General features: G+C 69.8%; 19 protein-coding genes, 1 other RNA gene and 1 pseudogene. 7 read left to right on the top strand and 14 right to left on the bottom strand.

The window, feature by feature from the left end; translation table 11 throughout:
- Nucleotides 1–184: 184 nt before the first annotated feature.
- A complete protein-coding gene (locus NH287_RS04205) occupies nt 185–406 on the top strand; it encodes a hypothetical protein (protein ID WP_018186680.1) in 222 nt (73 codons plus the stop codon).
- A 61-nt stretch (nt 407–467) separates the two neighbouring features.
- Here NH287_RS04205 and NH287_RS04200 read toward each other — a convergent pair whose 3' ends face one another.
- The 5 genes from NH287_RS04200 to NH287_RS04180 all read right to left on the bottom strand — a co-directional run bounded on the left by NH287_RS04200 (nt 468) and on the right by NH287_RS04180 (nt 5,703).
- The gene (locus NH287_RS04200) at nt 468–1,481 is read right to left on the bottom strand and encodes a sugar-transfer associated ATP-grasp domain-containing protein (protein WP_217531711.1); all 1,014 of its coding nucleotides are present in this window, start codon (nt 1,479–1,481) and stop codon (nt 468–470) included.
- 24 nt (nt 1,482–1,505) lie between these two features.
- Nucleotides 1,506–2,528, bottom strand: a complete 1,023-nt coding sequence (locus NH287_RS04195; RefSeq protein ID WP_253034594.1) for a sugar-transfer associated ATP-grasp domain-containing protein — start codon at nt 2,526–2,528, stop codon at nt 1,506–1,508.
- 2 nt (nt 2,529–2,530) lie between these two features.
- Entirely contained in the window at nt 2,531–3,235 is a 705-nt protein-coding gene (locus NH287_RS04190) for a coenzyme F420-0:L-glutamate ligase (RefSeq protein ID WP_253034593.1), read from the bottom strand.
- Nucleotides 3,232–4,551 carry an RNA polymerase sigma factor gene (locus NH287_RS04185; protein WP_253034592.1) on the bottom strand — a complete coding sequence of 440 codons (1,320 nt, stop codon included), beginning with the start codon at nt 4,549–4,551 and terminating at the stop codon, nt 3,232–3,234. The genes NH287_RS04190 and NH287_RS04185 overlap by 4 nt, the downstream gene beginning before the upstream one ends.
- 222 nt (nt 4,552–4,773) lie before the next feature.
- Nucleotides 4,774–5,703, bottom strand: a complete 930-nt coding sequence (locus tag NH287_RS04180; protein ID WP_064002137.1) for a proteasome assembly chaperone family protein — start codon at nt 5,701–5,703, stop codon at nt 4,774–4,776.
- An 86-nt stretch (nt 5,704–5,789) separates the two neighbouring features.
- Here NH287_RS04180 and NH287_RS04175 point away from each other — a divergent pair, with 86 nt between their 5' ends.
- The 3 genes from NH287_RS04175 to sucB all read left to right on the top strand — a co-directional run bounded on the left by NH287_RS04175 (nt 5,790) and on the right by sucB (nt 10,420).
- Nucleotides 5,790–7,262 carry a leucyl aminopeptidase gene (locus NH287_RS04175; protein ID WP_253034591.1) on the top strand — a complete coding sequence of 491 codons (1,473 nt, stop codon included), beginning with the start codon at nt 5,790–5,792 and terminating at the stop codon, nt 7,260–7,262.
- Nucleotides 7,259–8,629 carry a dihydrolipoyl dehydrogenase gene (gene lpdA, locus NH287_RS04170; protein ID WP_253034590.1) on the top strand — a complete coding sequence of 457 codons (1,371 nt, stop codon included), beginning with the start codon at nt 7,259–7,261 and terminating at the stop codon, nt 8,627–8,629. Before NH287_RS04175 ends, lpdA begins: the two co-directional genes overlap by 4 nt.
- 63 nt (nt 8,630–8,692) lie before the next feature.
- A complete protein-coding gene (sucB, locus tag NH287_RS04165) occupies nt 8,693–10,420 on the top strand; it encodes a 2-oxoglutarate dehydrogenase, E2 component, dihydrolipoamide succinyltransferase (protein ID WP_253034589.1) in 1,728 nt (575 codons plus the stop codon).
- A 14-nt stretch (nt 10,421–10,434) separates the two neighbouring features.
- On the opposite strand, the gene NH287_RS04160 is transcribed toward sucB, so the two are convergent.
- Entirely contained in the window at nt 10,435–11,709 is a 1,275-nt protein-coding gene (locus tag NH287_RS04160) for a hypothetical protein (RefSeq protein WP_253034588.1), read from the bottom strand.
- Nucleotides 11,710–11,826: 117 nt separating this feature from the next.
- On the opposite strand from NH287_RS04160, the gene NH287_RS04155 reads away from it, so the two are divergent.
- Nucleotides 11,827–12,537: a DUF4191 domain-containing protein gene (locus NH287_RS04155; RefSeq protein WP_217531720.1), complete on the top strand. Its 711-nt coding sequence runs from the start codon at nt 11,827–11,829 to the stop codon at nt 12,535–12,537.
- 9 nt (nt 12,538–12,546) lie between these two features.
- Here NH287_RS04155 and NH287_RS04150 read toward each other — a convergent pair whose 3' ends face one another.
- Nucleotides 12,547–12,975, bottom strand: coding sequence for an RDD family protein (locus NH287_RS04150; RefSeq protein WP_359918819.1), 429 nt, complete (start codon nt 12,973–12,975; stop codon nt 12,547–12,549).
- Between the two features lie 131 nt (nt 12,976–13,106).
- Here NH287_RS04150 and glnA (NH287_RS04145) point away from each other — a divergent pair, with 131 nt between their 5' ends.
- Nucleotides 13,107–14,531 (top strand): type I glutamate--ammonia ligase, encoded by a 1,425-nt coding sequence (gene glnA, locus NH287_RS04145; protein ID WP_253034587.1) that lies wholly within the window; start codon nt 13,107–13,109, stop codon nt 14,529–14,531.
- A 63-nt stretch (nt 14,532–14,594) separates the two neighbouring features.
- Here the strand turns inward: glnA (NH287_RS04145) and NH287_RS04140 are convergent, their stop codons facing one another.
- The 5 genes from NH287_RS04140 to NH287_RS04120 form a co-directional block, all read right to left on the bottom strand.
- Nucleotides 14,595–14,861: a hypothetical protein gene (locus NH287_RS04140; RefSeq protein ID WP_253034586.1), complete on the bottom strand. Its 267-nt coding sequence runs from the start codon at nt 14,859–14,861 to the stop codon at nt 14,595–14,597.
- 48 nt (nt 14,862–14,909) lie between these two features.
- Nucleotides 14,910–15,818 (bottom strand): DUF808 domain-containing protein, encoded by a 909-nt coding sequence (locus tag NH287_RS04135; protein ID WP_253034585.1) that lies wholly within the window; start codon nt 15,816–15,818, stop codon nt 14,910–14,912.
- A gap of 27 nt (nt 15,819–15,845) precedes the next feature.
- The gene (locus NH287_RS04130; protein ID WP_253034584.1) at nt 15,846–18,827 is read right to left on the bottom strand and encodes a bifunctional [glutamine synthetase] adenylyltransferase/[glutamine synthetase]-adenylyl-L-tyrosine phosphorylase; all 2,982 of its coding nucleotides are present in this window, start codon (nt 18,825–18,827) and stop codon (nt 15,846–15,848) included.
- Nucleotides 18,828–18,831: 4 nt separating this feature from the next.
- Nucleotides 18,832–20,169 carry a type I glutamate--ammonia ligase gene (gene glnA / locus NH287_RS04125; RefSeq protein ID WP_253034583.1) on the bottom strand — a complete coding sequence of 446 codons (1,338 nt, stop codon included), beginning with the start codon at nt 20,167–20,169 and terminating at the stop codon, nt 18,832–18,834.
- Between the two features lie 78 nt (nt 20,170–20,247).
- Nucleotides 20,248–20,430 carry an SPOR domain-containing protein gene (locus NH287_RS04120; RefSeq protein ID WP_253034582.1) on the bottom strand — a complete coding sequence of 61 codons (183 nt, stop codon included), beginning with the start codon at nt 20,428–20,430 and terminating at the stop codon, nt 20,248–20,250.
- 92 nt (nt 20,431–20,522) lie between these two features.
- Between NH287_RS04120 and ppgK the strand changes: the two genes are divergently transcribed.
- Nucleotides 20,523–21,344 (top strand): polyphosphate--glucose phosphotransferase, encoded by an 822-nt coding sequence (gene ppgK / locus NH287_RS04115; RefSeq protein WP_253034581.1) that lies wholly within the window; start codon nt 20,523–20,525, stop codon nt 21,342–21,344.
- 15 nt (nt 21,345–21,359) lie between these two features.
- On the opposite strand, the gene rnpB is transcribed toward ppgK, so the two are convergent.
- Together rnpB and NH287_RS04105 are read right to left on the bottom strand one after the other, a co-directional pair.
- An RNA gene (gene rnpB, locus NH287_RS04110) (RNase P RNA component class A) lies at nt 21,360–21,724 on the bottom strand.
- Nucleotides 21,725–21,755: 31 nt separating this feature from the next.
- Nucleotides 21,756–22,121: pseudogene (locus NH287_RS04105) on the bottom strand (bifunctional 3'-5' exonuclease/DNA polymerase); the annotation flags it as partial.

The raw sequence follows: 22,121 nt of genomic DNA, 5'->3' as shown, positions 1-22,121 counted from the left end.
CGTATGCGGCACCCCCGACACGACGCCGACCGACACACACGCCGTCACGAGGTCGACACGCACAGGGAGCGCATACCGTACGCGCACAGCGAAATGTCATGCAATGGCGGCATACCCGCAACATCGGCGTGGTTGTATTGCGTGACAGTTCACCCGTCATGAGCAGTACGAGGAGGCACCTGACATGAGCACGTCGACCACCACCGAGCCCGGAGCCGTCCTCGAACACCGCCTGACGGCGATGGATCGCTGCGACTCCTGCGGAGCCCAGGCCTACATCGCCGCCGAGGTCAACGGGAGCGAACTCCTGTTCTGCGCCCACCACGGCCGCAAGTACGAGGAGAAGCTCCGCGCCGTCGCCACCTCGTGGCACGACGAGACCGCCCGCCTGACCGAGTCGGTCTGAGCCGCGGCATCCCGATCACGACGAAAGCCCCCTGCGATGCAGGGGGCTTTCGCGTTGCCGGTCAGAACCCGACGGCCGCCTGGTACACCGGGAGGAGGCCCGTCCGCACACCCGACGCCGACGGCTTCGGCTGGAAGACGCTGGAGTTGTGGTTGCCCTCGATGACGACGGGACCGTTCGCGGTGATCGCGATGTCCCAGCCCACATAGGGCGCCTCGGGCGTCCGACGGGCGAGGGCGGCGACCAGATCGAGGACCTCGCTGTAGAGCGGCACCCGGAATCCGACGATCGGCGTTCCCGTCACGGGGTGCTCGCGGTAGACGTTGCTGTTCTTGTCGACACCGGGGTACAGCGCGACGCCCTCGTCGTCGAGCATCGTGAACATCCCGCCCGAGGCGAAGTTGTCGATGACGTCGCCGTTGCCGATGCGCAGCACGGCCGCCAGCAGGTGCACACGGTCGTCTTTGTCGAGGAACGTGATGAGCCGGACGGTGTTGACCGCGTCCGGGTACAGCGCCGACATCTCGGGGTGCTGCACGATGAACTCGTCGAGCACCGTCTGGCCCTGGGCGGTCACCTCTGCCCGGAACCGCGCCGGGTCGACGTCGGGGCCGACCTCGTGGAGCTCGATCCCCCCGCCGCCGTGACCCTCGTTGGGCTTGGCCAGCACACGCGGGTGCCGGGAGAGGAACGCCGCCAGCTGCGCGTCGTCGACGTCCCGCAGATCGATCGTCTCGCGACCGAGCAGATCGGCGTACTCGCGGGCGAACCGGCGCTTGTCCTCGAGCTTCGAGCGCCCCTCGGGCGTGTTGTACATCTTCGTGATGCGGAAGGACTTCGGGTGCGTCATCCACGTCTTCCGCTCACGCGCGTTCAGGAGCCGAATGTCCCACACCGCGTAGTCGCGGAACGCCATGTCGTAGCGCACCGAGCACCACAGCATGTCCGCGATGATCACCGGCAGCGGCGCCTTCGACACCCGCTGGACGGTCCGCGCGAACTCGACGAGGTTGCCCGGGCGGAGCTTGCGTGCCCGACGGATCAGGTACTGCAGGCGGACGCGGATGCGGCGCATGTCGGTCCCTTCGGTTGGGGTCGGTCAGAAGCGCATCGCAGCGCGGTAGCGGGGCAGCAGACCGCGACGGATGCCGGAGACCGAGGGCTTCGACTGGAAGACGCCGGAGTTGTGGTTGCCCTCGATGACGACGGGGCCATCCGGCGTGATGGCGATGTCCCACCCGATGTACGGGAAGGCCGGCACGCGACGCGCGAGCCGGTCGACGAGCTCGAGCACCTCGTCGTAGAGCGGCACCTGGAACCCGGTGATGGGTGTTCCCGTCGCGGGGTGCTCGGCGAAGGGGCGCCCCTCCTCGTCGCTGGCGGCGTGGAGGGCACGACCCTGCTCGTCGAGCATCGTGTACATGCCGCCGTTGCTGAAGTTGTCGATGACGCCGCCGTTGCCGATCTTCAGCACACCCGCGAGGACGTGCACCTCGCCGTCGGGATCGAGGTAGGACACCATCCGGAGCGAGTTGACGCTCCCGGGGTACAGCGCTGCCATGTCGGGATGCTGCACGAGCACCTCCTCGACGAGCGTCTGACCGTCGGCGAGCAGCCGATCGCGGAAGGCGTCGACGTCCCCGATGTCGGCGGAGTCGACGAGCGTGATCCCGTTGCCGCCCACGCCGCCGGGGTTCTTGGCGATGATGCGCGGGTGGCGGGCGACGAAGGCGGCGAGGGCCGCGGCATCCGACTCCCCGAGGTCGAGCCACTCACGACCCAACTCGGGCCCGAAACGGGTGGCGAACTGGAGCTTGTCGTCGAAGATCGCCCGCTGGGCGTTGTCGTTGAGGCGTCGCGAGAGGTGGAACGACTTGGGGTCGGTCATGTACGTCTTGCGCTCACGACCCTTGAGGATGCGGAAGTCCCACTCGGAGTAGTTCTCGAACGTCGTCTCGTACCGCACGGAGCACCAGGCCATGTCGGCGACGACCCACCACAGCGGCGCCTTCGACAGCCGCGCGGACTGACGGGCGAACTGCAGCACACGCTCGGTGTCGAAGTTGACCACCCGGCGCACGAAGAAGCGGGCACGGCGGTAGAGCCTGTTGACGGCGCCCACGGTCAGCCCTTCGACGGACGGATGATGCCGAGCGGCGTGGACTGGTGTCCCTGACCGAGCGGGTTGTCCGAGAGGATGCGGACGAGCCGCTGCTCCCCGGCCCTGTCGAGCGTCGACCCGAGGATGTTGCCGCCGATGTCGTTGATGTCGACGACCGCCACCTCGAACGCGCCGCCGAGACGGGACTTCAGGCGCGCGGCCACGGCGGCCGGCTCCTTCGGACCGAGCACGACCGCCTTGTTGTACGGCGGGATCGTGTGCGGAGTCGGGCCGTCGATCGAGCGCGCCTTGTCGCCGGCGATCCGGTAGAAGTCACCGCGTCGTCCGAACAGCTTCGTGATCGCGGCGACGCCGGCGGCGAACAGGATGCGGGGCGTCCCGCATTCGCGCAGCGCCATCTCCATCGTCTCGGGCATGCCCAGGCCGATGCCGTACTTCGTTTTGACGACGTAGCGCGAGAGGAAACGCGCGAGCGGGCGCGGCGCGATGTCCTCGACGAGGTACGACCTGCCCTGCGTGATCGCGACGATCTTCTCCGTCACGAACAGCAGATCACCGGGCTGCAGCTCGGGCGAGGCGTAGGTCGCGACGATCTCGTCGATGTCCTCGCCCGGCATGACGACGTGCGTCCGGATCGGGATCCGGGCGTACGTCGCGCCGTCGACCGCTCGCGTGAGCTCCTTGCCCTCGTTCGCGGCGCCGCTCATTCGAGGTAGTCCCGGAGCGACTGCGACCGCGACGGGTGCCGCAGCTTCGCCATCGTCTTGGACTCGATCTGACGGATCCGCTCCCGCGTGACGCCGAACGTGTCGCCGATCTGGTCGAGCGTCTTGGGCTGACCGTCGCCCAGGCCGAACCGCATCCGGATGACACCCGCCTCGCGCTCGCTGAGCGAGTCGAGCAGGGACTCCAGCTGACGCTGCAGCATCGTGAACCCGACAGCGTCGGCGGGGACCACGGCCTCGGTGTCCTCGATGAGGTCGCCGAACTCGCTGTCGCCGTCCTCACCGAGGGGCGTGTGAAGCGAGATGGGCTCGCGGCCGTACTTCTGGACCTCGATGACCTTCTCGGGCGTCATGTCGAGCTCGCGGCTGAGCTCCTCGGGCGTGGGCTCGCGACCCAGGTCCTGGAGCATCTGCCGCTGCACGCGGGCCAGCTTGTTGATGACCTCGACCATGTGGACCGGGATGCGGATCGTGCGCGCCTGGTCGGCCATCGCGCGGGTGATCGCCTGACGGATCCACCAGGTGGCGTAGGTCGAGAACTTGAAGCCCTTGGTGTAATCGAACTTCTCGACGGCACGGATGAGGCCGAGGTTGCCCTCCTGGATGAGGTCCAGGAACTGCATGCCGCGACCGGTGTAGCGCTTGGCGAGCGAGACGACCAGTCGCAGGTTCGCGCCGAGCAGGTGGCTCTTGGCGCGCTGCCCGTCACGGGCGACCCACTGCAGGTCGAGGCCCAGCTGCGACGACTTCTCGGCCGCCGTCATGTGCGAGAGCTTCTCCTCGGCGAACAGCCCCGCCTCGATCCGCATCGCGAGCTCGACCTCTTCGGCCGCGTTGAGGAGCGGGACCTTTCCGATCTGCTTCAGGTAGTCCTTGACCGGGTCGGCGGTCGCACCGGTGATCTGCGTCGAGTAGACCGGGACCTCGTCGTCGTCCGAGGACGAGATGACGATCGCGCCCGTCGGGAGCGGCTCGGTGAAGGCAGGCTTCACGGGCTCGTCCTCGTCCTCGCCGTCCGCCTTCTCGGCATCCTTCTTCGTGTCGTCGTCCGAGGCATCGTCGGCAGCGTCGACATCGATCTCGACCTCGTCGACTTCTTCGTCCTCGTCCTCGTCGTCGGCTGCCTTCTTGGCGCGTGCCTTGGCCGGGGACGCCTTCGTCGCGGCCGGCTTCTTCGCCGCGGCCTTGCGAGCCGGGGCCTTCTTCGCCGGGGTGGTCGCCGCCTCGGGCTCGACCGCTTCGGCGTCGTCGACCGTGTCGGCCGCGCGTGTACGGGTGGTCCTCGTGCTCGAAGTCACGTTTCGCCTTTCACCGACGGCACTCCGCCGGGTTTCGGACACTAGTAAGACCCTTGTCAAGTCCGCCGGACTCGCACGGAAGCGACTCCACGGGCCCGACAACGGGTCATTTCGTCCATTCTCTCATACGTCTCGGATGCATGAAGTACGTACCCGTGTCAACACCGAATACCTTGTGCGCATTCCCCGGCGGAATGCTGTCACGGCGGCGTGGAGTGCGACTCAGCCGAGCCCGGGGCGCCGGTCGTCGTCGCCGGAGGGACGGTTCGCGAGGAACCGCTCGAGCTCGGCGGCCAGCTCGTCGGCGGACGGCAGATCGCCGGTGTGGATGATCGGCTGGGCCTGCGTCGAGCCCGCCATGTAGGCGTCGTAACGGTTCTCGAGGTTGCCGAGCATGGCGGTCAGTTCCTCACTGGCCGCGACCTGGTCGTCCACCTTCTCGAGGTACTCCCGGTTCTCCTCACGGAGGGTGTCGCTGTCGAAGACGAGACCGGTCGCGACGGAGACGCTGTCGAGTGCGGCGATCGCCGCCGCGGGGAAGTCCGTCTCCGCGAGGTAGTGCGGCACCAGCAGGGCGAACCCGGACACCGAGACACCGGCATCCGAGAGCCGGTACTCGAGGAGGTGCCCGGCGGTCGAGGGGACCTGGGTGCGGGGCTTCCACACGGAGTGCGCCTCGGTGAGGTCGGCGCGGTTGCCGCTGACCGTCGTCCCCAGCGGCCGCGTGTGGGGCACCGGCATCGGGATCGCGTGCACCCACGTGACCGACCGGACCTGCAGCCCCTCGGCGAGTCCGACGACGGTGTCGACGAAGGCCTCCCAGGCGAAGTCGGGCTCGTAGCCGGACAGCAGGACGAAGGGCTGACCCAGCGAGTCGTGGACCAGCGCGAGGTCGAGACGGGGAGGCTGGTAGTCCTCGAGGTGGTCGCCGTTGAAGGTGATGAGGGGCCGGCGGGCGCGGTAATCGAACAGCACGTCCGGGTTGAAGGTGATGACCGGTTGCGGGTCGAGCTCGGTGTGCAGGTGGTCGACGACGCGGGTGACCGCGGAACCGGCATCCGTGAAGCCGGTCAACGCGACGACCAGCGGAAGGCCCGCGGGCACGGGCGGCGCCGTCGTGATGCGCTCGTAGAGGGGACCAGACAGGGGCATGTCTCCACTGTAGGAGCACGCCCGAAGCAGGCGGCGCGCCACCCGTCCCGCTCTGAGCGAACGCCCCCGTCCATAGGATGGAGTCCATGCCGTACCCCGAGCTGACCGTGTCCACTTCACCTGCACGCGACGGCGGTGCCGACGCGATCATCCTCGCCCTCCCGCCGCTCGACGACGCGGCGTCGGTCCTCGCGGACTGGCCGGGTGTCGAGGAGGTCCTCCGCGGCATCGGATTCAGCGGCACCCCCGGGACCACGACCCGGGTCTTCGCCCCCGCCTCCACCGCGCTCCCCCTCTTCGTCGTGGGGACCGGCTCAGCGCCCTCGGCCGATGCGATCCGGGATGCCGTCGGTGCCGCCGTGCGCACGACGACGGGATTCGCCCGGCTCGCCGTCGCCCTCCCGCACGCCGAAGCGCACTGGCGCGCCGCAGCCGAAGGGGCGGTCCTCGGCGGATACCGCTTCGAGGGGTACAAGTCCTCCGAGTCCGGGAAGACCCGCGCCTCCCACGTCGTCCTGCACCTGTCGGCCGACGTCGACCCGGAGGAGCTGCGCGCGGTCGACGTCACCGGGTCCGCCGTCGCCCTCGTCAAGGACCTCGTCAACGTGCCCGCGGAATGGCTCGGACCCGCCGATCTCGCCGAGCGCGCCATCGAGGCCGTCGCGGGGCTCCCCGTCGACGTCGAGGTGCTCGACGAGACCGAGCTCGCGGCGCAGGGCTACGGCGGCATCCTGGGCGTCGGGAAGGGGTCCGACCGTCCGCCGCGTCTCGTCCGCCTGACCTACTCCCCCGCGGGCGCCGACCGCCACATCGCCCTGGTGGGCAAGGGGATCACGTTCGACACCGGCGGGCTGTCGCTGAAGCCACCGGCATCCATGGTCGGGATGAAGTTCGACATGGCGGGCGCGGCGACCGCGCTCGCCGTGGTGCGCGCCGCCGCGCAACGCGAACTGGCGATCGCGGTGACCGCGTGGCTGTGCATCGCCGACAACATGCCCTCCGGGCGCGCGACCCGCCCCGGCGACGTCCTACGGATGCTCGACGGGACGAGTGTCGAGGTCCTCAACACGGATGCCGAGGGCCGCCTCGTCCTCGCCGACGGACTCGTCGCGGCGAGCCGGACGCGACCCGATGTCATCGTCGACGTCGCGACGCTCACGGGTGCCGTCATCGTCGCGCTCGGCAACCGCCACACGGGGGTCATGGGCGACGACGAGACCGTGGCGCGCTACCTCGAGGCGGCCGCATCCGCCGGTGAGGCCGCATGGCAGCTGCCGCTCCCCGACCACATGGAGGACGAACTCGACTCCCCCATCGCGGACCTCCGCAACGCCAAGGTCGGCGACCCGGCGGGCGGCACGATGTTCGCCGGGCTCTTCCTGCGCCGCTTCGTCGGACGCACGGGAGAGGATGCCGAAGCCCCCCGCATCCCGTGGGTGCACCTCGACATCGCGGGCAGCGGCGAGAACAAGGCCTCGCCCTTCGGCCCGACCGACAAGGGACCCACGGCGGCGACGGTCCGTTCGCTGCTCGCCTTCCTCGAAGCGGAGATCCGATGAGCCGCCACGAGTTCGACGTCGTCGTCCTCGGCGGCGGCAGCGGCGGGTACGCCGCCGCGATCCGCGCGAGCGAGCTGGGCAAGAAGGTCGCCCTCATCGAGAAGGACAAGGTCGGGGGAACCTGCCTGCACCGCGGCTGCGTGCCGACCAAAGCGCTCCTCCACACCGCGGAGATCGCTGACCACGTGCGGGAAGCCGCCGCGGTCGGCGTCGACGCCTCGCTGACGGGGTTCGATCCGGCGCGGATGACCGCTTACCGCGAAGGCATCGTCGCCAAGAAGTACCGCGGCCTGCAGAGCCTGCTGTCCACGCGCGGCATCACCGTAGTCGCCGGCGAGGGCCGGCTGAGCGCGGACCGGTCCGTGATCGTCGGCGAGGACGAGTACGCGGGTGCGGATGTCATCCTCGCGACGGGCTCGCAGACGAGGTCGCTCCCGGGGATCGAGGTCGGCGGACGGGTGCTCACGAGCGAGAGCGCGCTGACGCTCGACACCGTCCCCGGCTCGGTGGTCGTCCTGGGCGGCGGGGTCATCGGGGTCGAGTTCGCGAGCGCGTGGCGTTCGCTCGGCGTCGACGTCCTCATCGTCGAGGCCCTCGACCGACTGCTCCCGGCAGAGGATGCCGCGTCGAGCAAGGCCCTCGAACGCGCCTACCGCAAGCGCGGCATCCGGACCGCCCTCTCGACCCGCTGCGAGGGCGTCTCGCAGCGCGAGGACGGCGTGGCCGTCACACTCTCGGACGGAGCCGTCGTCGAGGCGGACTACGTCCTCGTGGCGGTCGGACGGGGTCCCGTCACCGACGGCCTGGGCCTGGACGAGGCGGGTGTCACCCGCGACCGGGGGTTCGTCGTCGTGGGCGACGACCTGCAGACCTCGGTCCCCCACGTGTGGGCCGTGGGCGACATCGTCCCCGGGCTCCAGCTCGCGCACCGCAGCTTCCAGCAGGGCATCTTCGTGGCGGAGCGGATCGCCGGTCTCGCGCCGGTCGCCGTCCCCGAATCGACCATCCCGCGCGTGTCGTACTCCCACCCGGAGGTCGCCTCGGTCGGCCTCACCGAGGAGCAGGCGCGCGCCGCGCACGGGGATCGCGTCGCGGCCTATGAGTTCAACCTCGCCGGCAACGCGAAGAGCGAGATCCTCGGGACCGCGGGCTTCGCCAAGGTCGTCCGCATCGTGGACGGCCCCGTCGTGGGCGTGCACCTCGTCGGCGACCGCGTCGGCGAGCTCATCACCGAGGGGCAGCTCGCGATCGGATGGGAAGCCCACCCCGAGGACATCGCACCGTTCGTCCACGCGCATCCGACCCAGAGCGAAGCCCTCGGCGAGGCGTTCCTCGCTCTCGCGGGCAAGCCCCTCCATACCGTCTGACCCCGTCGCACGGGCGACACTAAGCTAGACAGCACATCGCACTTTCTTGAAGGAGACACAGTCATGAGCACATCCGTGGTCCTCCCCGCGCTCGGTGAGAGCGTCACCGAGGGAACGGTCACCCGCTGGCTCAAGAAGGTCGGTGATTCCGTCCAGGCCGATGAAGGACTCCTGGAGATCTCGACCGACAAGGTCGACACCGAGATCCCCTCGCCCGTCAGCGGCGTCATCGAGGAGATCCTCGTGCAGGAGGACGAGACCGTCGAGATCGGCGCCGTGCTCGCGAAGATCGGTGACGGCTCGTCCGCGCCGGCCGAGTCCGAGCCCGCCGAGTCCGCTCCGGCCGAGTCCGCACCTGAGCAGTCCGCGCCCGAGCAGTCCGCACCCGCCGAGCCCGCCCCGCAGGAGACTCCCGCCGAGTCCGCACCGGCACCGGCACCGGCGGCATCCGGCGACGCGAAGGACGTCGTCCTCCCCGAGCTCGGTGAGAGCGTCACAGAGGGCACCGTCACCCGCTGGCTCAAGCAGGTCGGCGACGACGTCGCGGTCGACGAGCCCCTCCTCGAGATCTCGACCGACAAGGTCGACACCGAGATCCCCTCGCCCATCGCCGGCACGCTGACCGAGATCCTGGTCCAGGAGGACGAGACCGTCGAGGTCGGCGCCGTCCTGGCCCGCGTCGGATCCGGCGCCGCCGCGGCACCCGCTGAATCGGCCCCCGCGGCACCCGCCGAGGAGAAGGCCCCCGAGGCCCCGGCGCCCCAGAGCGAGGCGCCCGCCGCCGAGCAGCCCAAGGCCGAGGAGCCGAAGGCCGAGCAGCCGAAGGCCGAGCAGCCCGCTCCGGCCGCACCGGCGCCGGCCGAGTCGGCGTCGGACGACGAGGGCGTCACCTACGTGACTCCTCTCGTGCGCAAGCTCGCCCAGCAGCACGGCGTCGACCTGTCGAACGTGCGTGGCAGCGGCGTCGGTGGACGCATCCGCAAGGAGGACGTCCTCAAGGCCGCCGAGGCCCCCAAGGCCGAGTCCGCGCCCGTCGCTACCGCCGCGCCGGCGCCTGCCGCCGTCGAGGTCTCGCCGCTGCGCGGGACCACCCAGGCGATGTCGCGTCTGCGCAAGGTGCTCGCCAGCCGTGCCGTCGAGTCGATGCAGCAGACCGCTCAGCTGACGACGGTCGTCGAGGTCGACGTCACGAAGCTCGCGAACTACCGCGACTCGGTGAAGAACTCGTTCCTCGAGAAGACCGGCGACAAGCTGTCGTTCCTGCCGTTCTTCGCGCTGGCGGCCGCCGAAGCCCTCAAGGCGTTCCCGATCATCAACGCGACCGTCGACGGCGACCAGATCGTCTACCCGGCGAGCGAGAACCTCTCGATCGCGGTCGACACCGAGCGGGGTCTGCTGACGCCCGTCCTGCGTGACGCGGGCGACAAGAACATCGCACAGATCGCGCACGAGATCGCCGACCTCGCCGACCGGACGCGTAACAACAAGCTGAAGCCCGACGAGCTGGCCGGCGGCACGTTCACGCTCACCAACACCGGTTCGCGTGGCGCGCTGTTCGACACCCCCGTGGTGTTCCTGCCGCAGTCGGCCATCCTGGGCACGGGCGTCGTCGTGAAGCGTCCCGGAGTCGTCTCGGTCGACGGGAAGGACGCGATCAGCGTCCGCTCCTACGTCTACCTGGCGCTGTCCTACGACCACCGCGTCATCGACGGTGCCGACGCCGCGCGCTTCCTCAGCGCGGTGAAGGCTCGCCTCGAGGCGGCGCAGTTCGAAGGTCAGCTCGGCGTCTGACACCCCCAGCGGGATCATGGCTGGTCCGCGAGGTCGTACACCTCGCGGACCAGCCATCGCTTTTCCACCCGCACCATGACGAGCACCTGGGTCACCTCGGCCGTCACGATCCGGACGGCCGCGGCACCGCCGTACTCGTCGACCACCTCCACCGCGTAGTCCCCACCCGCGGCGTCGATCGGTCGGGCCGCTCCGGGCTCCTCCCAGAGCTTTCCGAGACAGGCGTCGTCACCACAGGCAGCCAGCGCGTCCACCAGGCCGCGAGCCGCGTCGACGATCTCCGCCGGCCCCTCATCGGACCGGACGGCGTCCTCCGTCGCAGGATCCTCGTCGCGCACCGGAGTGGCGGATGCCGACGGCGCCGCCGCGCGCGTCGGATCAGCGGACCCGCCGGCCGCCGCTGCCGGGCGCTCCCCTTCCCCTGACGGCCACAGGGCGCCCCCGACGATGACCGCCGTGGCCACGGCTGCCGCGACGAGGAGGACACGGCGCCGTCCCCCCGTGGGCCGGTCTGCCTGCCGATCACCCGCGCGCGGCGTCGCACGGGTGCGACGGACGACCGCGGCCCACGCGCGCCCGACCCGCTCGGCGACCCCCACGTCCACCAAGCGCGCGAGCAGGTCCCGCACGGTGCCGGCGACGCTCCCACTCGCGTGCGGAGGAGCCACGGCGCGTTCGCGTCTCCTGGGCAGGTGCCCGTCCTCGCGCCGTTCCGTCGGAAGCGGTTCGGGATCCGCCGCGGCGAACAACGCGCCTTCGATCGCCTCGCCCTCTCGGCGCAGGAGCCGGGGGTCGCCGATCGCCGCTGCGGTGCTCTCGAGTGCTCGCTGCAGCGCCGGGTCTGCGGCATCCACCCGCCGGAGGAGGTCGACGGTGTCCTCGCGCCAGGCGAGCGTGCCGATCAACGCGAGGACGGGTCTGCCCTCGGTGGTGACCCACCATCGTCCGGCCTCGGCACCGAGTCCGTCCGCCTCGCGTGCGCCTCGGAGGGCGCTGACCGCCAGCGTGACGAGGACACCCGGCGGGGGCGAGCCGTCCGTCAGCACCTCGTCGAGCCTGACGGGACAGTGCGGCAGGACGACACGGGGACCTTCCGGCGTCCCGGCGGTGTCCATCGGGGCGAGGAGGTGCTCGGCCCCGTGCGCCGCCCACGCGGGCGAGGCGCCGAAGGCAGCGGCGTCCACCCACACGGTCGGCGGGTCACCGGCGCGCAGTACCCCGGCGAACGGGGCCTCGGCCGCGGTGAGCTCGCGCAGCGCCGGCGGGATGTCCAGAGCGACGGGTTCCATTCCTCCACCCTCCGCCCGCGCCCACCATGATCGGCTGCGCCCCGACGACCGGTGGACAGCCGCCCGCGCCCGACGACGTGTGAAGAAGTCCGCGGGCCGCGAAGGTAGGCTGAGCACATGGCATCCCGCAGTACCGCACCTGAGAAGCGCCCCGGATTCTTCTCCCAGATCCGCTCGCTGTACACGTTCACCCGGAGCGAGTTCCGGTGGTTGCCGTGGGCCTTGATCGGTGCCCTGCTCCTCGGTGTCGCCCTGGGCGTCGGCCTCGGCTTCCTCGTGCCGCCGGTGGAGATCTGGAGCGTCATCCTCTGGGGTGTCAGCGGCCTGCTCATGGGCTTCCTCTTCGCGATGATCCTGCTGACGCGCCTGTCGACGCGGGTCATGTACAAGAAGCTCGACGGGATGCCGGGTGCCACCGGCCACATCCTCTCGACCGGTCTCGGTCGGAGCTGGGTGACGTCCGACATGCCCGTGGGTGTCAACCCGCGGACGCAGGACGCCGTCTACCGGGCCGTCGGTCGCGGCGGGGTCGTCATCATCGGAGAGGGTGCGCGTGGGCGACTGACGCGCCTCGTGAACGACGAGCGCAAGAAGGTCGCGCGGGTCGCCTCGGGCATCAACATCGAGGTCCTCTACGTCGGCGACGGCGAGGGTGACGTCCACATCTCCAAGCTCGCCAAGACCATCAAGGCGCTGCCCAAGACCGTCGATCGCGCCACCCTCGCGGCCGTCGTCAAGCGCATCGACTCGGTGTCGCAGTCGGTGACGTCGCTGCCGATCCCCAAGGGCATCGACCCGACGCGCGCCCGCGCTCCGCGACCCCGGTAAGCAGCCGCGTCAGCCGCGGACGAGGACGGTTCCGACCACCTTGTCGTGGAGGCCACGCTGGTCGGCGTCCCAGATCACCGCGGGCAGCACGACCACGAGCAGTGCCGTGCGGACGATGGGACGCCAGAGGCCGGGCCATCCGCCGCGCGCCAGCTCCACCCGCATCCCGAGGATCCGGTGACCCGGACTCCCGCCGATCGTGGGGATGAACAGGATCTGGAGGGCGGCGAACACGATCATCGGCGCGAACAACGTCCAGCCGGCCTTCTCAGGCAGGGCGAACTGGTCGTATCCGAAGAACGCCGTCGCCAGCACCGTCGCCGCCGCGTAGTCGATGAACAGGGCGCCGATGCGCCGGCCGGGCCGGCCGATGCTGCCGCGGCCGGTGGCGGGACGTCCGAGCCGTTCGCCGGGGTAGTCGGGCAGGGTCGATGACACCGTCTCAGCGTAATCCGGACCGCGTAACATCCTCGAAACATCGGGGACACTGCCGGGCAACTGCACCCCGATAGGTTCGAGGAGCGCCTGATCCGACGGGCGACGACAACGCACCCGATCTTGGAGACTCCATGTTCAAAGATTCTTCCGAGGTGCTCGCGTTCATCAAGGACGAGGACGTCAAGTTCCTCGACATCCGTTTCACGGACCTCCCTGGTGTGCAGCAGCACTTCAACATCCCGGCCTCGACCGTCGACGAGGAGTTCTTCACGGTCGGCCAGCTCTTCGACGGCTCCTCGATCCGCGGCTTCGCGAACATCCACGAGTCGGACATGCAGCTCATCCCGGATGTCACGACGGCCTACCTCGACCAGTTCCGCGAGGCGAAGACGCTCGTCATGATCTTCGACATCTACAACCCGCGCACCGGCGAGATCTACCACAAGGACCCGCGTCAGGTCGCCAAGAAGGCGGAGAAGTACCTCGCGTCGACCGGCATCGCCGACACCGCATTCTTCGCCCCCGAGGCGGAGTTCTACATCTTCGACGACGTCCGCTACGAGGTGAAGCAGAACTCGAGCTTCTACTCCGTCGACTCCGAAGAGGGCGCCTGGAACACCGGCCGCGCCGAAGAGGGCGGCAACCTCGCCAACAAGACGCCGTACAAGGGCGGATACTTCCCGGTCAGCCCGGTCGACAAAACCGCCGACCTGCGTGACGACATCTCGCTGAAGCTGATCGAGGCCGGTTTCGCCCTCGAGCGCTCGCACCATGAGGTGGGCACCGGCGGCCAGCAGGAGATCAACTACCGCTTCGACACCATGGTGCACTCGGCGGACGACATCCTGAAGTTCAAGTACATCGTCAAGAACACCTGCGAGCAGTGGGGCAAGGTCGCGACCTTCATGCCCAAGCCGCTCTTCGGCGACAACGGCTCCGGCATGCACACGCACCAGTCGCTGTGGCTCGACGGCAAGCCGCTCTTCTACGACGAGAAGGGCTACGGCGGGCTGTCGGACACCGCTCGCTGGTACATCGGCGGCCTGCTGGCTCACGCCCCCGCGGTCCTCGCGTTCACCAACCCGACGATCAACTCGTACAAGCGACTGGTCAAGGGCTACGAGGCGCCGGTCAACCTGGTCTACTCGGCCGGCAACCGCTCGGCGGCCATCCGCATCCCGATCACCGGGTCGAACCCGAAGGCCAAGCGCATCGAGTTCCGCGCACCGGATGCCTCCGGTAACCCGTACCTCGCCTTCGCCGCGCAGATGATGGCCGGCCTCGACGGCATCATCAACCGCATCGAGCCGCACGAGCCGGTCGACAAGGACCTGTACGAGCTTCCCCCCGAGGAAGCCAAGAACATCCCGCAGGTCCCGAACTCGCTCCTCGACTCGCTCGAGGCGCTGCGCGCCGACCACGAGTTCCTGACGCGGGGCAACGTGTTCACGCCCGAGCTCATCGAGACGTGGATCGAGTACAAGATCGAGAACGAGATCAAGCCGATCGCGGCGCGTCCGCACCCGTTCGAGTACGAGCTGTACTTCGGGGTCTGATCGCCCGACTGTGAAGGCCCGCCGGCATCGCGCCGGCGGGCCTTTCACGTGTGCGGCCGCGGGTCAGAACCCGGGGAGGTTGATCTCCTTCGGGTCGACCTCGACCTCGCCGACGTCGTCGGGTCCCCCGGTGCCCGGTGCGACCTGCACCTGATCCTCGTCGATGTCGCCCGCCACCTCGTCGGAGACGTGCTCGTCCTGCTTCTGCTGCGTCTCGGTCTCGCTGCCGGGGCTGTACGCGGTGTCGTGATCGATCTGGTCGTCCTGCGAGTGGGCGGTGTCGGTGGCCTCGGTGGGCTCGACCGGAGCGGAGTTCTGATCGTTGGTCATGACTGGACGGTACGGCCCCGCTTGGTAGCCGCCGGACCCCTTGACAGGTCAGTGAACGGAGGCGGACGAACTGCCGCTGTGCTCCTGGTGGCCTCCGCGGAGCCGGCCGACGAGCATGATCACCCCGACGATCACGAGGCCGAGGAGAAGGCCGGCGATCGCGGAGACCAGCGTCTCGCCGACCCAGACCACGACCGGACCGGCAGCCTCGAGCAGGTGCTCGACGCCGTGCAGGAGGTCGGTCGTCCAGTGCCATCCGACCTTGCCCACGTTCTCCAGGACGAGGTATCCACCGACCCACAGCATCGCCACGGTCCCCAGGATGCTGATCCCGCGGAACACCGCGGGCATGGACCGCACGATGCGGGCGCCGTTGTGGCGGACGCGCCTGACCGGGCTCTTCGCCATCCGCAGACCGATGTCGTCGATCTTCACGAGCAGGGCGACGGCCCCGTAGACGAGCAGCGTCATCATGAATCCGATGACAGCCAGGATGGCGAGGGTCTGCCAGATCCCGAGCCCTTCCTCCAGGCTGTCCAGCGAGATGAGCATGATCTCGCTCGAAAGGATGAGGTCGGTGCGGACGGCGCCCAGCACGAGCTTCTTCTCGTCGCGCTCCGCCTCCTCCTCCGCGTGGAGGTGGAACCCGAACCACTCGAGGACCTTCTCCGCACCCTCGAAGCAGAGGAAGGCGCCGCCCAGGATCAGGAGGTAGGGCAGCACCCACGGCGCGAAAGCGGTCAGCACGAGGGCGATCGGGATGATGATCAGGAACTTGTTGATCAACGAGCCGAGGGCGATCCTGCCGACGATCGGCAGTTCGCGGGCCGGGGTCACACCCTGCACGTACTGCGGGGTCACCGCGGCGTCGTCGATGACGACACCCGCGGTCTTGGACGACGCTTTCAGGGCGGCGCTGAGGATGTCGTCGACGACGGCCAGTAGTCCAACGGACATGGGGGAAGCCTTTCAGTGGGTCGGCGCTCAGCCGTAGAAGAGATTCTCGAAGGCGCGGCGGGCTCGCCGCGCGGTCCGCAGCCAATCCTCCTCCACCTGCGTGGCCGAGCGCGGTTCATACTCCAGGAGGCGGCCGATCCCGTCGAGTTTGCCACGGTCGCTCGGCAGCACGTCGCTCGTCTGTCCGGACAGCAGGGTGTTCGCCGATCGAAGCCGGCTCGCAAGCCACCATGCCGCGGCCAGGCGCTCGGCTGCGGCATCCGGGATCAATCCGGCGCCCTGCGCTGCCGCGAGTGCCTGTGTCGTGGACGTCGTCCGAAGACCCTCGACCTGCGCGGCGTGCTGCAACTGCAGCAGCTGCACGAGCCATTCGACGTCGCTGAGGCCGCCGGGGCCGAGCTTCAGATGACGCGACCGGTCGGCCCCCTGCGGCAGCCGCTCGTTCTCGACGCGCGCCTTGATGCGTTTGATCTCGCGCAGGCCCTGCGGGTCGGGATCGAGCGGATAACGGACCTCGTCCGCCAACGCCATGAACCGCGCGATCAGCTTGACGCTGCCGGCGACGCCCCTCGCCCGCAGCAGGGCCTGAGCCTCCCACGACAGGGACCAGCGCCGGTAGTACTCGGCGTAGGCGTCGATCGAGCGCGCCATGGGCCCGTTCCGGCCCTCGGGCCGCAGCCCCGCGTCGAGGTCGAACGGCGCGCGATGGTCCTCGGAATGCGTGCGCAGACCCTGCACGATCTTCAGCGCGAGATCGTGGGCGCGCTGCGGCGGCACACCGTTGGGGTCGTAGACGAACATGACGTCGGCATCCGATCCGAAGCCCAGCTCGCCGCCGCCGAAGCGCCCCATCGCGATCACCGCGAAATCGAGCGAATCGTCCTCGGGGGGCACGACCTCCCGCCAGACGGCCCGCAGCGTCGCCTGGATCGTCACCTCGCTGATGGAGGTGAGACCGTCGGCGAGCTCGGCCATCGTCAACTCGCCGAGCAGGCCGCCGAGAGCGAGACGCAGCAGTTCCCGGCGTCGCAGCGCACGGACCGACCGCATCGCGTCGCCGATCGACTCGTGACGGGCCTGGATGGCGCGAGCCTCCTGCTGCAGGGCGAACCCGGACCTCGGGCGCAGCTGTTCGGACGAGTCCAGCCACGCGACCGCCTCGGGGATCCACTCCATGAGGTCGGCGGCGTAGCGGGAGCCGGAGAGCACGTGGGTGAGCCGTTCGGCCGCGCCCGACGAGTCCCGGAGCATGCGGAGGAACCACGGCGTGTCGCCGAGGCGTTCGCTGATGCGGCGGAACGAGACCATCCCGTAGTCGGGGTCGACGCCGTCGGCGAACCACCGGATCATCACCGGCATGAGGTGCCGTTGGATGGTGGCCTTGCGGCTGAGTCCACTCGTCAGTGCGCCGATGTGGCGGAGCGTGCCGGCGGGATCGCGGAAGCCGATGGCCGCGAGACGATCGTGCGCCTGCGTGGACGACAGCGCCCCCTGCTCCTCGGCCGGGAGGGCCGCCACGGCCGACAGCAGCGGCCGGTAGAACAGACGGATGTGGATCTCGCGTACCTGCTGCTTGATCCGCTCCCAGACCGCGCCGATGCCCGCCGCGTCGGTGGCGAGGCCCGTGGCCCGCGCCAGGACGCGCAGCTCGTCGTCCGTGGTCGGCATGAGGTGCGTGCGCTGCAGGCGGCGCAGCTGCAGTCGGTGCTCCATGACCCGGAGGGTGCGGTAGTGCTGGCCAAAAGCCGCGGCATCCGTCCGTCCGATGTACCCCTCGCCGACGAGCGCGACGAGGGCCCCGAGCGTGCTCTGCTGCCGGATCCCCTCGTCGGCCAGACCGTGGACCAGTTGCAGCAGCTGCACTGTGAACTCGATGTCGCGGATGCCGCCCGGCCCGAGCTTCAACTGCCGCGCGACCTCGTCGGCGGGGATGTGATCCGTCACGCGTTCGCGCATCCGCTGGACGCTGTCGACGAAGTTCTCGCGCGCGCTGCTCGTCCACACCTGCGGCTGCACGGCCGCGCAGTACTCCTCCCCCAGCGCCAGGTCGCCCGCGAGCGGGCGCGCCTTGAGGAGGGCCTGGAACTCCCAGCTCTTCGCCCACCGGGCGTAGTAGGACAGGTGCGAGTCGAGGGTCCGCACGAGCGCACCCTGCTTGCCCTCGGGTCGCAGGTTGGGGTCGACCTCCCACAGCGGCGGTTCGATCTCGACGTCCGAGATGCCGCGCATCGTGAGGGTGGCGAGACGGGTCGCGATGTCGATCGCGCGCCCCTCCGCCAGGTCGGCGCCGTCGGCGACCCCGGCGACGAAGATCACGTCGACGTCGCTCACGTAGTTCAGTTCGCGGGCCCCGGTTTTGCCCATCCCGATGACGGCCAGCCGCGTCGCCGCGACCTGCTCGCGCGGGAACATCGCGAGCGCCGCACGCGTCCGCGCCGCGCACAGCGAGGCGTCGAGGGCGGCGCCGGCGGCGTCGGCGAGAGCGGCCGCCACCTCGGGCAGGACGTCGGTCGCGTCGGGCGCGGCGAGATCGTACGCCGCGATGAGCGCGACGATCCGCCGGTAGCGGACGCGCAGGGCGACCCACGCGGATTCATCGGATGCCGCCGCGAAACCGTCGGCATCCGCTCCGATCGCCTCGAGCAGCCCCTCCCGCATCGCCTGCGGCGAGGGGAGCATGCGACCGGCCCCGACGAGGTGGGTGAGCTCCTCGGGGTGGCGGAGGAAGAAGTCCGCGAACCCCGACGAGGCACCGAGCAGCGACCACAGCACCGCGCCCGCGTCGTCCATGGCGGTGCGCAGGGCGGCGGCATCGCGCCGGCCGATCCGCACGCAGGCCTGCACCGCGCCGTCGGGGTCCGCCGCCCGCTGGGCGCTCTCGACGAGGTGGCCGCGGTCGATCCCGGTGAGGGAGCTCAGCTCGTCGAGGGCGTCGGAGGATGGCTCGAGGTCGGAGAAGCCCGCACGGGCCAGATCGGTGAGTGCTGCGCGTCGCTCGGTGGAGGCCATCGCCTCAGAGCATCTCGAGGTTCTTCTGCAGCTCGAACGGGGTGACCTGCGACCGGTACTCCTGCCACTCGCGGCGCTTGTTCAGCAGCACGTAGTTGAACACCTGTTCGCCGAGGGTCTCGGCGACGAGCTCGGACTCCTCCATGTACTCCAGGGCGTGGTCGAGGCTCGAGGGAAGCGGACCGTAGCCGAGGGCCCGGCGTTCGGCATCCGTCAACGACCACACGTTGTCCTCGGCCTCGGGCGGGAGCTCGTACTCCTCCTGGATGCCCTTGAGGCCAGCGGCGAGCATGAGCGCGTACGCGAGGTATGGGTTGGCGGCGGAGTCGAGGGCGCGGTACTCGACGCGCGTCGACTGGCCCTTGTTGGGCTTGTACATCGGCACCCTCACGAGGGCGGAGCGGTTGTTGTGGCCCCAGCAGATGAAGCTCGGTGCCTCGTCCCCGCCCCAGAGGCGCTTGTAGGAGTTCACGAACTGGTTCGTGACGGCCGAGATCTCGTTCGCGTGACGCAGGAGGCCGGCGATGAACTGGCGGCCGGTCTTGGAGAGCTGGTACTGCGCGCCCTCCTCGTAGAACGCGTTCATGTCGCCCTCGAACAGGGACATGTGCGTGTGCATGCCGCTGCCCGGCTTGCCGCTGAGGGGCTTCGGCATGAACGTCGCGTAGACGCCCTGCTCGATCGCCACCTCCTTCACGACGGTGCGGAACGTCATGATGTTGTCAGCCGTCGCCAGCGCGTCGGCGTACCGGAGGTCGATCTCGTTCTGACCCGGCCCACCCTCGTGGTGGCTGAACTCGACGGAGATGCCGAGGTCCTCGAGCATCCGCACCGAGCGGCGGCGGAAGTCGTGCGCCGTGCCGCCGGGGACGTTGTCGAAGTAGCCAGCCGAGTCGACGGGCTCGGGTCCCTCGGGACCGAAGGACGACGACTTGAGCAGGTAGAACTCGATCTCGGGGTGCGTGTAGAAGGTGAAGCCGGCGTCCCCCGCCTTGGCGAGGGCGCGCTTGAGCACGTTGCGCGGATCGGCGACCGCGGGCTGCCCGTCGGGGGTCGTGATGTCGCAGAACATGCGCGCCGTCGGGTCGATCTCGCCGCGCCAGGGCAGGGTCTGGAACGTGGAGGGGTCCGGGTGGGCCAGCAGGTCGGACTCGTAGGAACGGGTCAGACCTTCGATCGCGGACCCGTCGAAGCCGAGTCCCTCCGCGAAGGCGCCCTCCACCTCGGCGGGGGCGATCGCGACCGACTTGAGGGTTCCGGTCACATCGGTGAACCACAACCGGATGAACTTGACCCCCCGTTCCTCGATCGTCCTCAGAACGAAGTCACGCTGCTTGTCCATCGCATCCTTCCCGGTGCCGAGCCGACTGCAAGACTATCGGTCCGCCACGGCGCCGCACTCACGCGACGCGGGCGCGCCTCAGTCGTCTTCGGCCGCGTCCTCCGCCGCCCACGCGCGGGAGCGTTCGCGCATGATCTCGGGAGCGCGCGCCGCCTCTTCGGCGGTGTCGAACGGGCCGGCCCGATCGACCGACGGCACCTCGTACCCCTGCTGCACCTCGCCCGTCTTCAGGTTGTACCAGTACTTGTCGGCGTCGCTCATGGGGTCCTCCTCGGCCTCGTGTGCTTCATCCTACGAAGGCGGCGCCCGGCATCCTACGATTCCCATCGCGCGGTCGCAGTAGGCTCGGAGGCATGACTGGGACCGCCACCACCGCCGTCGGCATCGACATCGGAGGGACGGGCATCAAGGGTGCCCTCGTCGACCTCTCGCAAGGAACGCTCCTCACCGACCGGATCAAGGTCCCGACGCCCAAGGGCGCCGAACCCGACGACGTGCTCACGGCCGTGCGCGAGGTGCTCGAGAAGCTCGAGGTCACCGACGCCGACGTCCCCCTGGGCGTCGCGTTCCCGGCGATCGTGAAGAACGGCCGCACCCTGTCCGCCGCGAACGTCGCCGACACGTGGATCGACTTCGAGGCCGAGGCCTTCTTCGAGAAGGGACTCGGCCGCCAGATTCACTTCGCCAACGACGCGGACGTCGCCGGCGTCGCCGAGATGCGCTACGGCGCCGCGAAGGACCGCAACGGCCTCGTCCTGCTGACGACCCTCGGCACCGGCATCGGCACCGCGATGATCTACAAGGGCGTCCTCGTTCCGAACACGGAGCTGGGCCACCTGCACCGCCCCGGTCACAAGAAGGACTTCGAGCACTTCGCCGCCTACTCGGCGATGGAGCGCGAGGAACTCGAATGGGATGCCTGGGCCGGCCGTCTGCAGCAGTACTACAGCCACCTCGAGTTCCTGTTCACGCCCGACCTGTTCGTCGTCGGCGGCGGCGTCTCGAAGCACGCCGACAAGTTCCTGCCGCTGCTCGATCTGAAGACCGAGATCGTCCCCGCCGTGCACCGCAACAACGCGGGCATCATCGGTGCGGCGGCGCTCGCTCTCGCGGGCGAGCGTGAGGACGTGTCGGCCGAGCAGGGCGGCGACCTGGCGGACACCACCGCGCGCTGACGCGTCGTCCGGGGGCGAATGGGCCGGCCTGTACGCCGGGTTCTGTCCGGGGGTCCTCGCGGACCCCGTGGACGGTCATCTCTCTCGGCGGCACGTTGCCGTGCCGCTCCAGCGGTCTACCCGGGGACTCGGCGGGCCGCGTCGGCATCCCCTGTCTGACCTTGCTCCGGGCGAGGTTTACCGTGCGGGTCGTGTCACCACGACCCCGGTGGTCTCTTACACCACCCTTTCACCCTTACCCCGGTCGGAACCGGGGCGGTCTGCTCTCTGTGGCACTGTCTCGCGGATCACTCCGGGTGGGTGTTACCCACCGCCCTGCCCTGTGGAGCCCGGACGTTCCTCGGTGCGCTCTCGCGCCACGCGACCGTCCAGCCGACCCATTCGCGGGGTCGAGTCTATCCGGCCGGCCGGTCACTCCTTCGCGGCGTCGACCCGCACCTGCAGGTCGAGGCGGAAGTCCAACGGGATGTCGCCGAAGAGCCGGCGCGTGGCCGCGTCGGCCGCGAGCGACACCGCCTCGGCCGCGAGCGCCGCGTGCGCGGCGGGCGTGTGGACGATGACCTCGTCGTGCAGGAAGAAGGCCAGGTGCGCCTGCCGTGCGTGGAGCGGACCCGACCGCGGCGCGGAATCCGCTTCGTCGACGAGCGGCAGTGCCGCGAGGCGCGCACGCAGGTCGCCCAGCCACGCGAGGGCCCATTCCGCCGCCGTCCCCTGCACGACGAAGTTGCGCGTGAAGCGCCCACGGTCGCGCGCGGCGCGGCGGGCGCGCGTCCTGTC

It is taken from the genome of Microbacterium sp. CnD16-F, assembly GCF_024124465.1.
Classification (GTDB): Bacteria; Actinomycetota; Actinomycetes; order Actinomycetales; family Microbacteriaceae; genus Microbacterium; species Microbacterium gawkjiense.
Note: the sequence above shows the minus strand (reverse complement) of the source record. Positions and strands in the feature narration are given on the sequence as shown.

What these genes read in the sequence shown, in the direction of transcription:
- NH287_RS04205 (WP_018186680.1), top strand. Translation starts at nt 185, where the DNA reads ATGAGCACGTCGACCACCACCGAGCCCGGAGCCGTCCTCGAACACCGC.
- NH287_RS04200 (WP_217531711.1), bottom strand. Translation starts at nt 1,481, where the DNA reads ATGCGCCGCATCCGCGTCCGCCTGCAGTACCTGATCCGTCGGGCACGC.
- NH287_RS04190 (WP_253034593.1), bottom strand. Translation starts at nt 3,235, where the DNA reads ATGAGCGGCGCCGCGAACGAGGGCAAGGAGCTCACGCGAGCGGTCGAC.
- NH287_RS04180 (WP_064002137.1), bottom strand. Translation starts at nt 5,703, where the DNA reads ATGCCCCTGTCTGGTCCCCTCTACGAGCGCATCACGACGGCGCCGCCC.
- NH287_RS04175 (WP_253034591.1), top strand. Translation starts at nt 5,790, where the DNA reads ATGCCGTACCCCGAGCTGACCGTGTCCACTTCACCTGCACGCGACGGC.
- lpdA (WP_253034590.1), top strand. Translation starts at nt 7,259, where the DNA reads ATGAGCCGCCACGAGTTCGACGTCGTCGTCCTCGGCGGCGGCAGCGGC.
- sucB (WP_253034589.1), top strand. Translation starts at nt 8,693, where the DNA reads ATGAGCACATCCGTGGTCCTCCCCGCGCTCGGTGAGAGCGTCACCGAG.
- NH287_RS04160 (WP_253034588.1), bottom strand. Translation starts at nt 11,709, where the DNA reads ATGGAACCCGTCGCTCTGGACATCCCGCCGGCGCTGCGCGAGCTCACC.
- NH287_RS04155 (WP_217531720.1), top strand. Translation starts at nt 11,827, where the DNA reads ATGGCATCCCGCAGTACCGCACCTGAGAAGCGCCCCGGATTCTTCTCC.
- glnA (WP_253034587.1), top strand. Translation starts at nt 13,107, where the DNA reads ATGTTCAAAGATTCTTCCGAGGTGCTCGCGTTCATCAAGGACGAGGAC.
- NH287_RS04140 (WP_253034586.1), bottom strand. Translation starts at nt 14,861, where the DNA reads ATGACCAACGATCAGAACTCCGCTCCGGTCGAGCCCACCGAGGCCACC.
- NH287_RS04135 (WP_253034585.1), bottom strand. Translation starts at nt 15,818, where the DNA reads ATGTCCGTTGGACTACTGGCCGTCGTCGACGACATCCTCAGCGCCGCC.
- NH287_RS04130 (WP_253034584.1), bottom strand. Translation starts at nt 18,827, where the DNA reads ATGGCCTCCACCGAGCGACGCGCAGCACTCACCGATCTGGCCCGTGCG.
- glnA (WP_253034583.1), bottom strand. Translation starts at nt 20,169, where the DNA reads ATGGACAAGCAGCGTGACTTCGTTCTGAGGACGATCGAGGAACGGGGG.
- NH287_RS04120 (WP_253034582.1), bottom strand. Translation starts at nt 20,430, where the DNA reads ATGAGCGACGCCGACAAGTACTGGTACAACCTGAAGACGGGCGAGGTG.
- ppgK (WP_253034581.1), top strand. Translation starts at nt 20,523, where the DNA reads ATGACTGGGACCGCCACCACCGCCGTCGGCATCGACATCGGAGGGACG.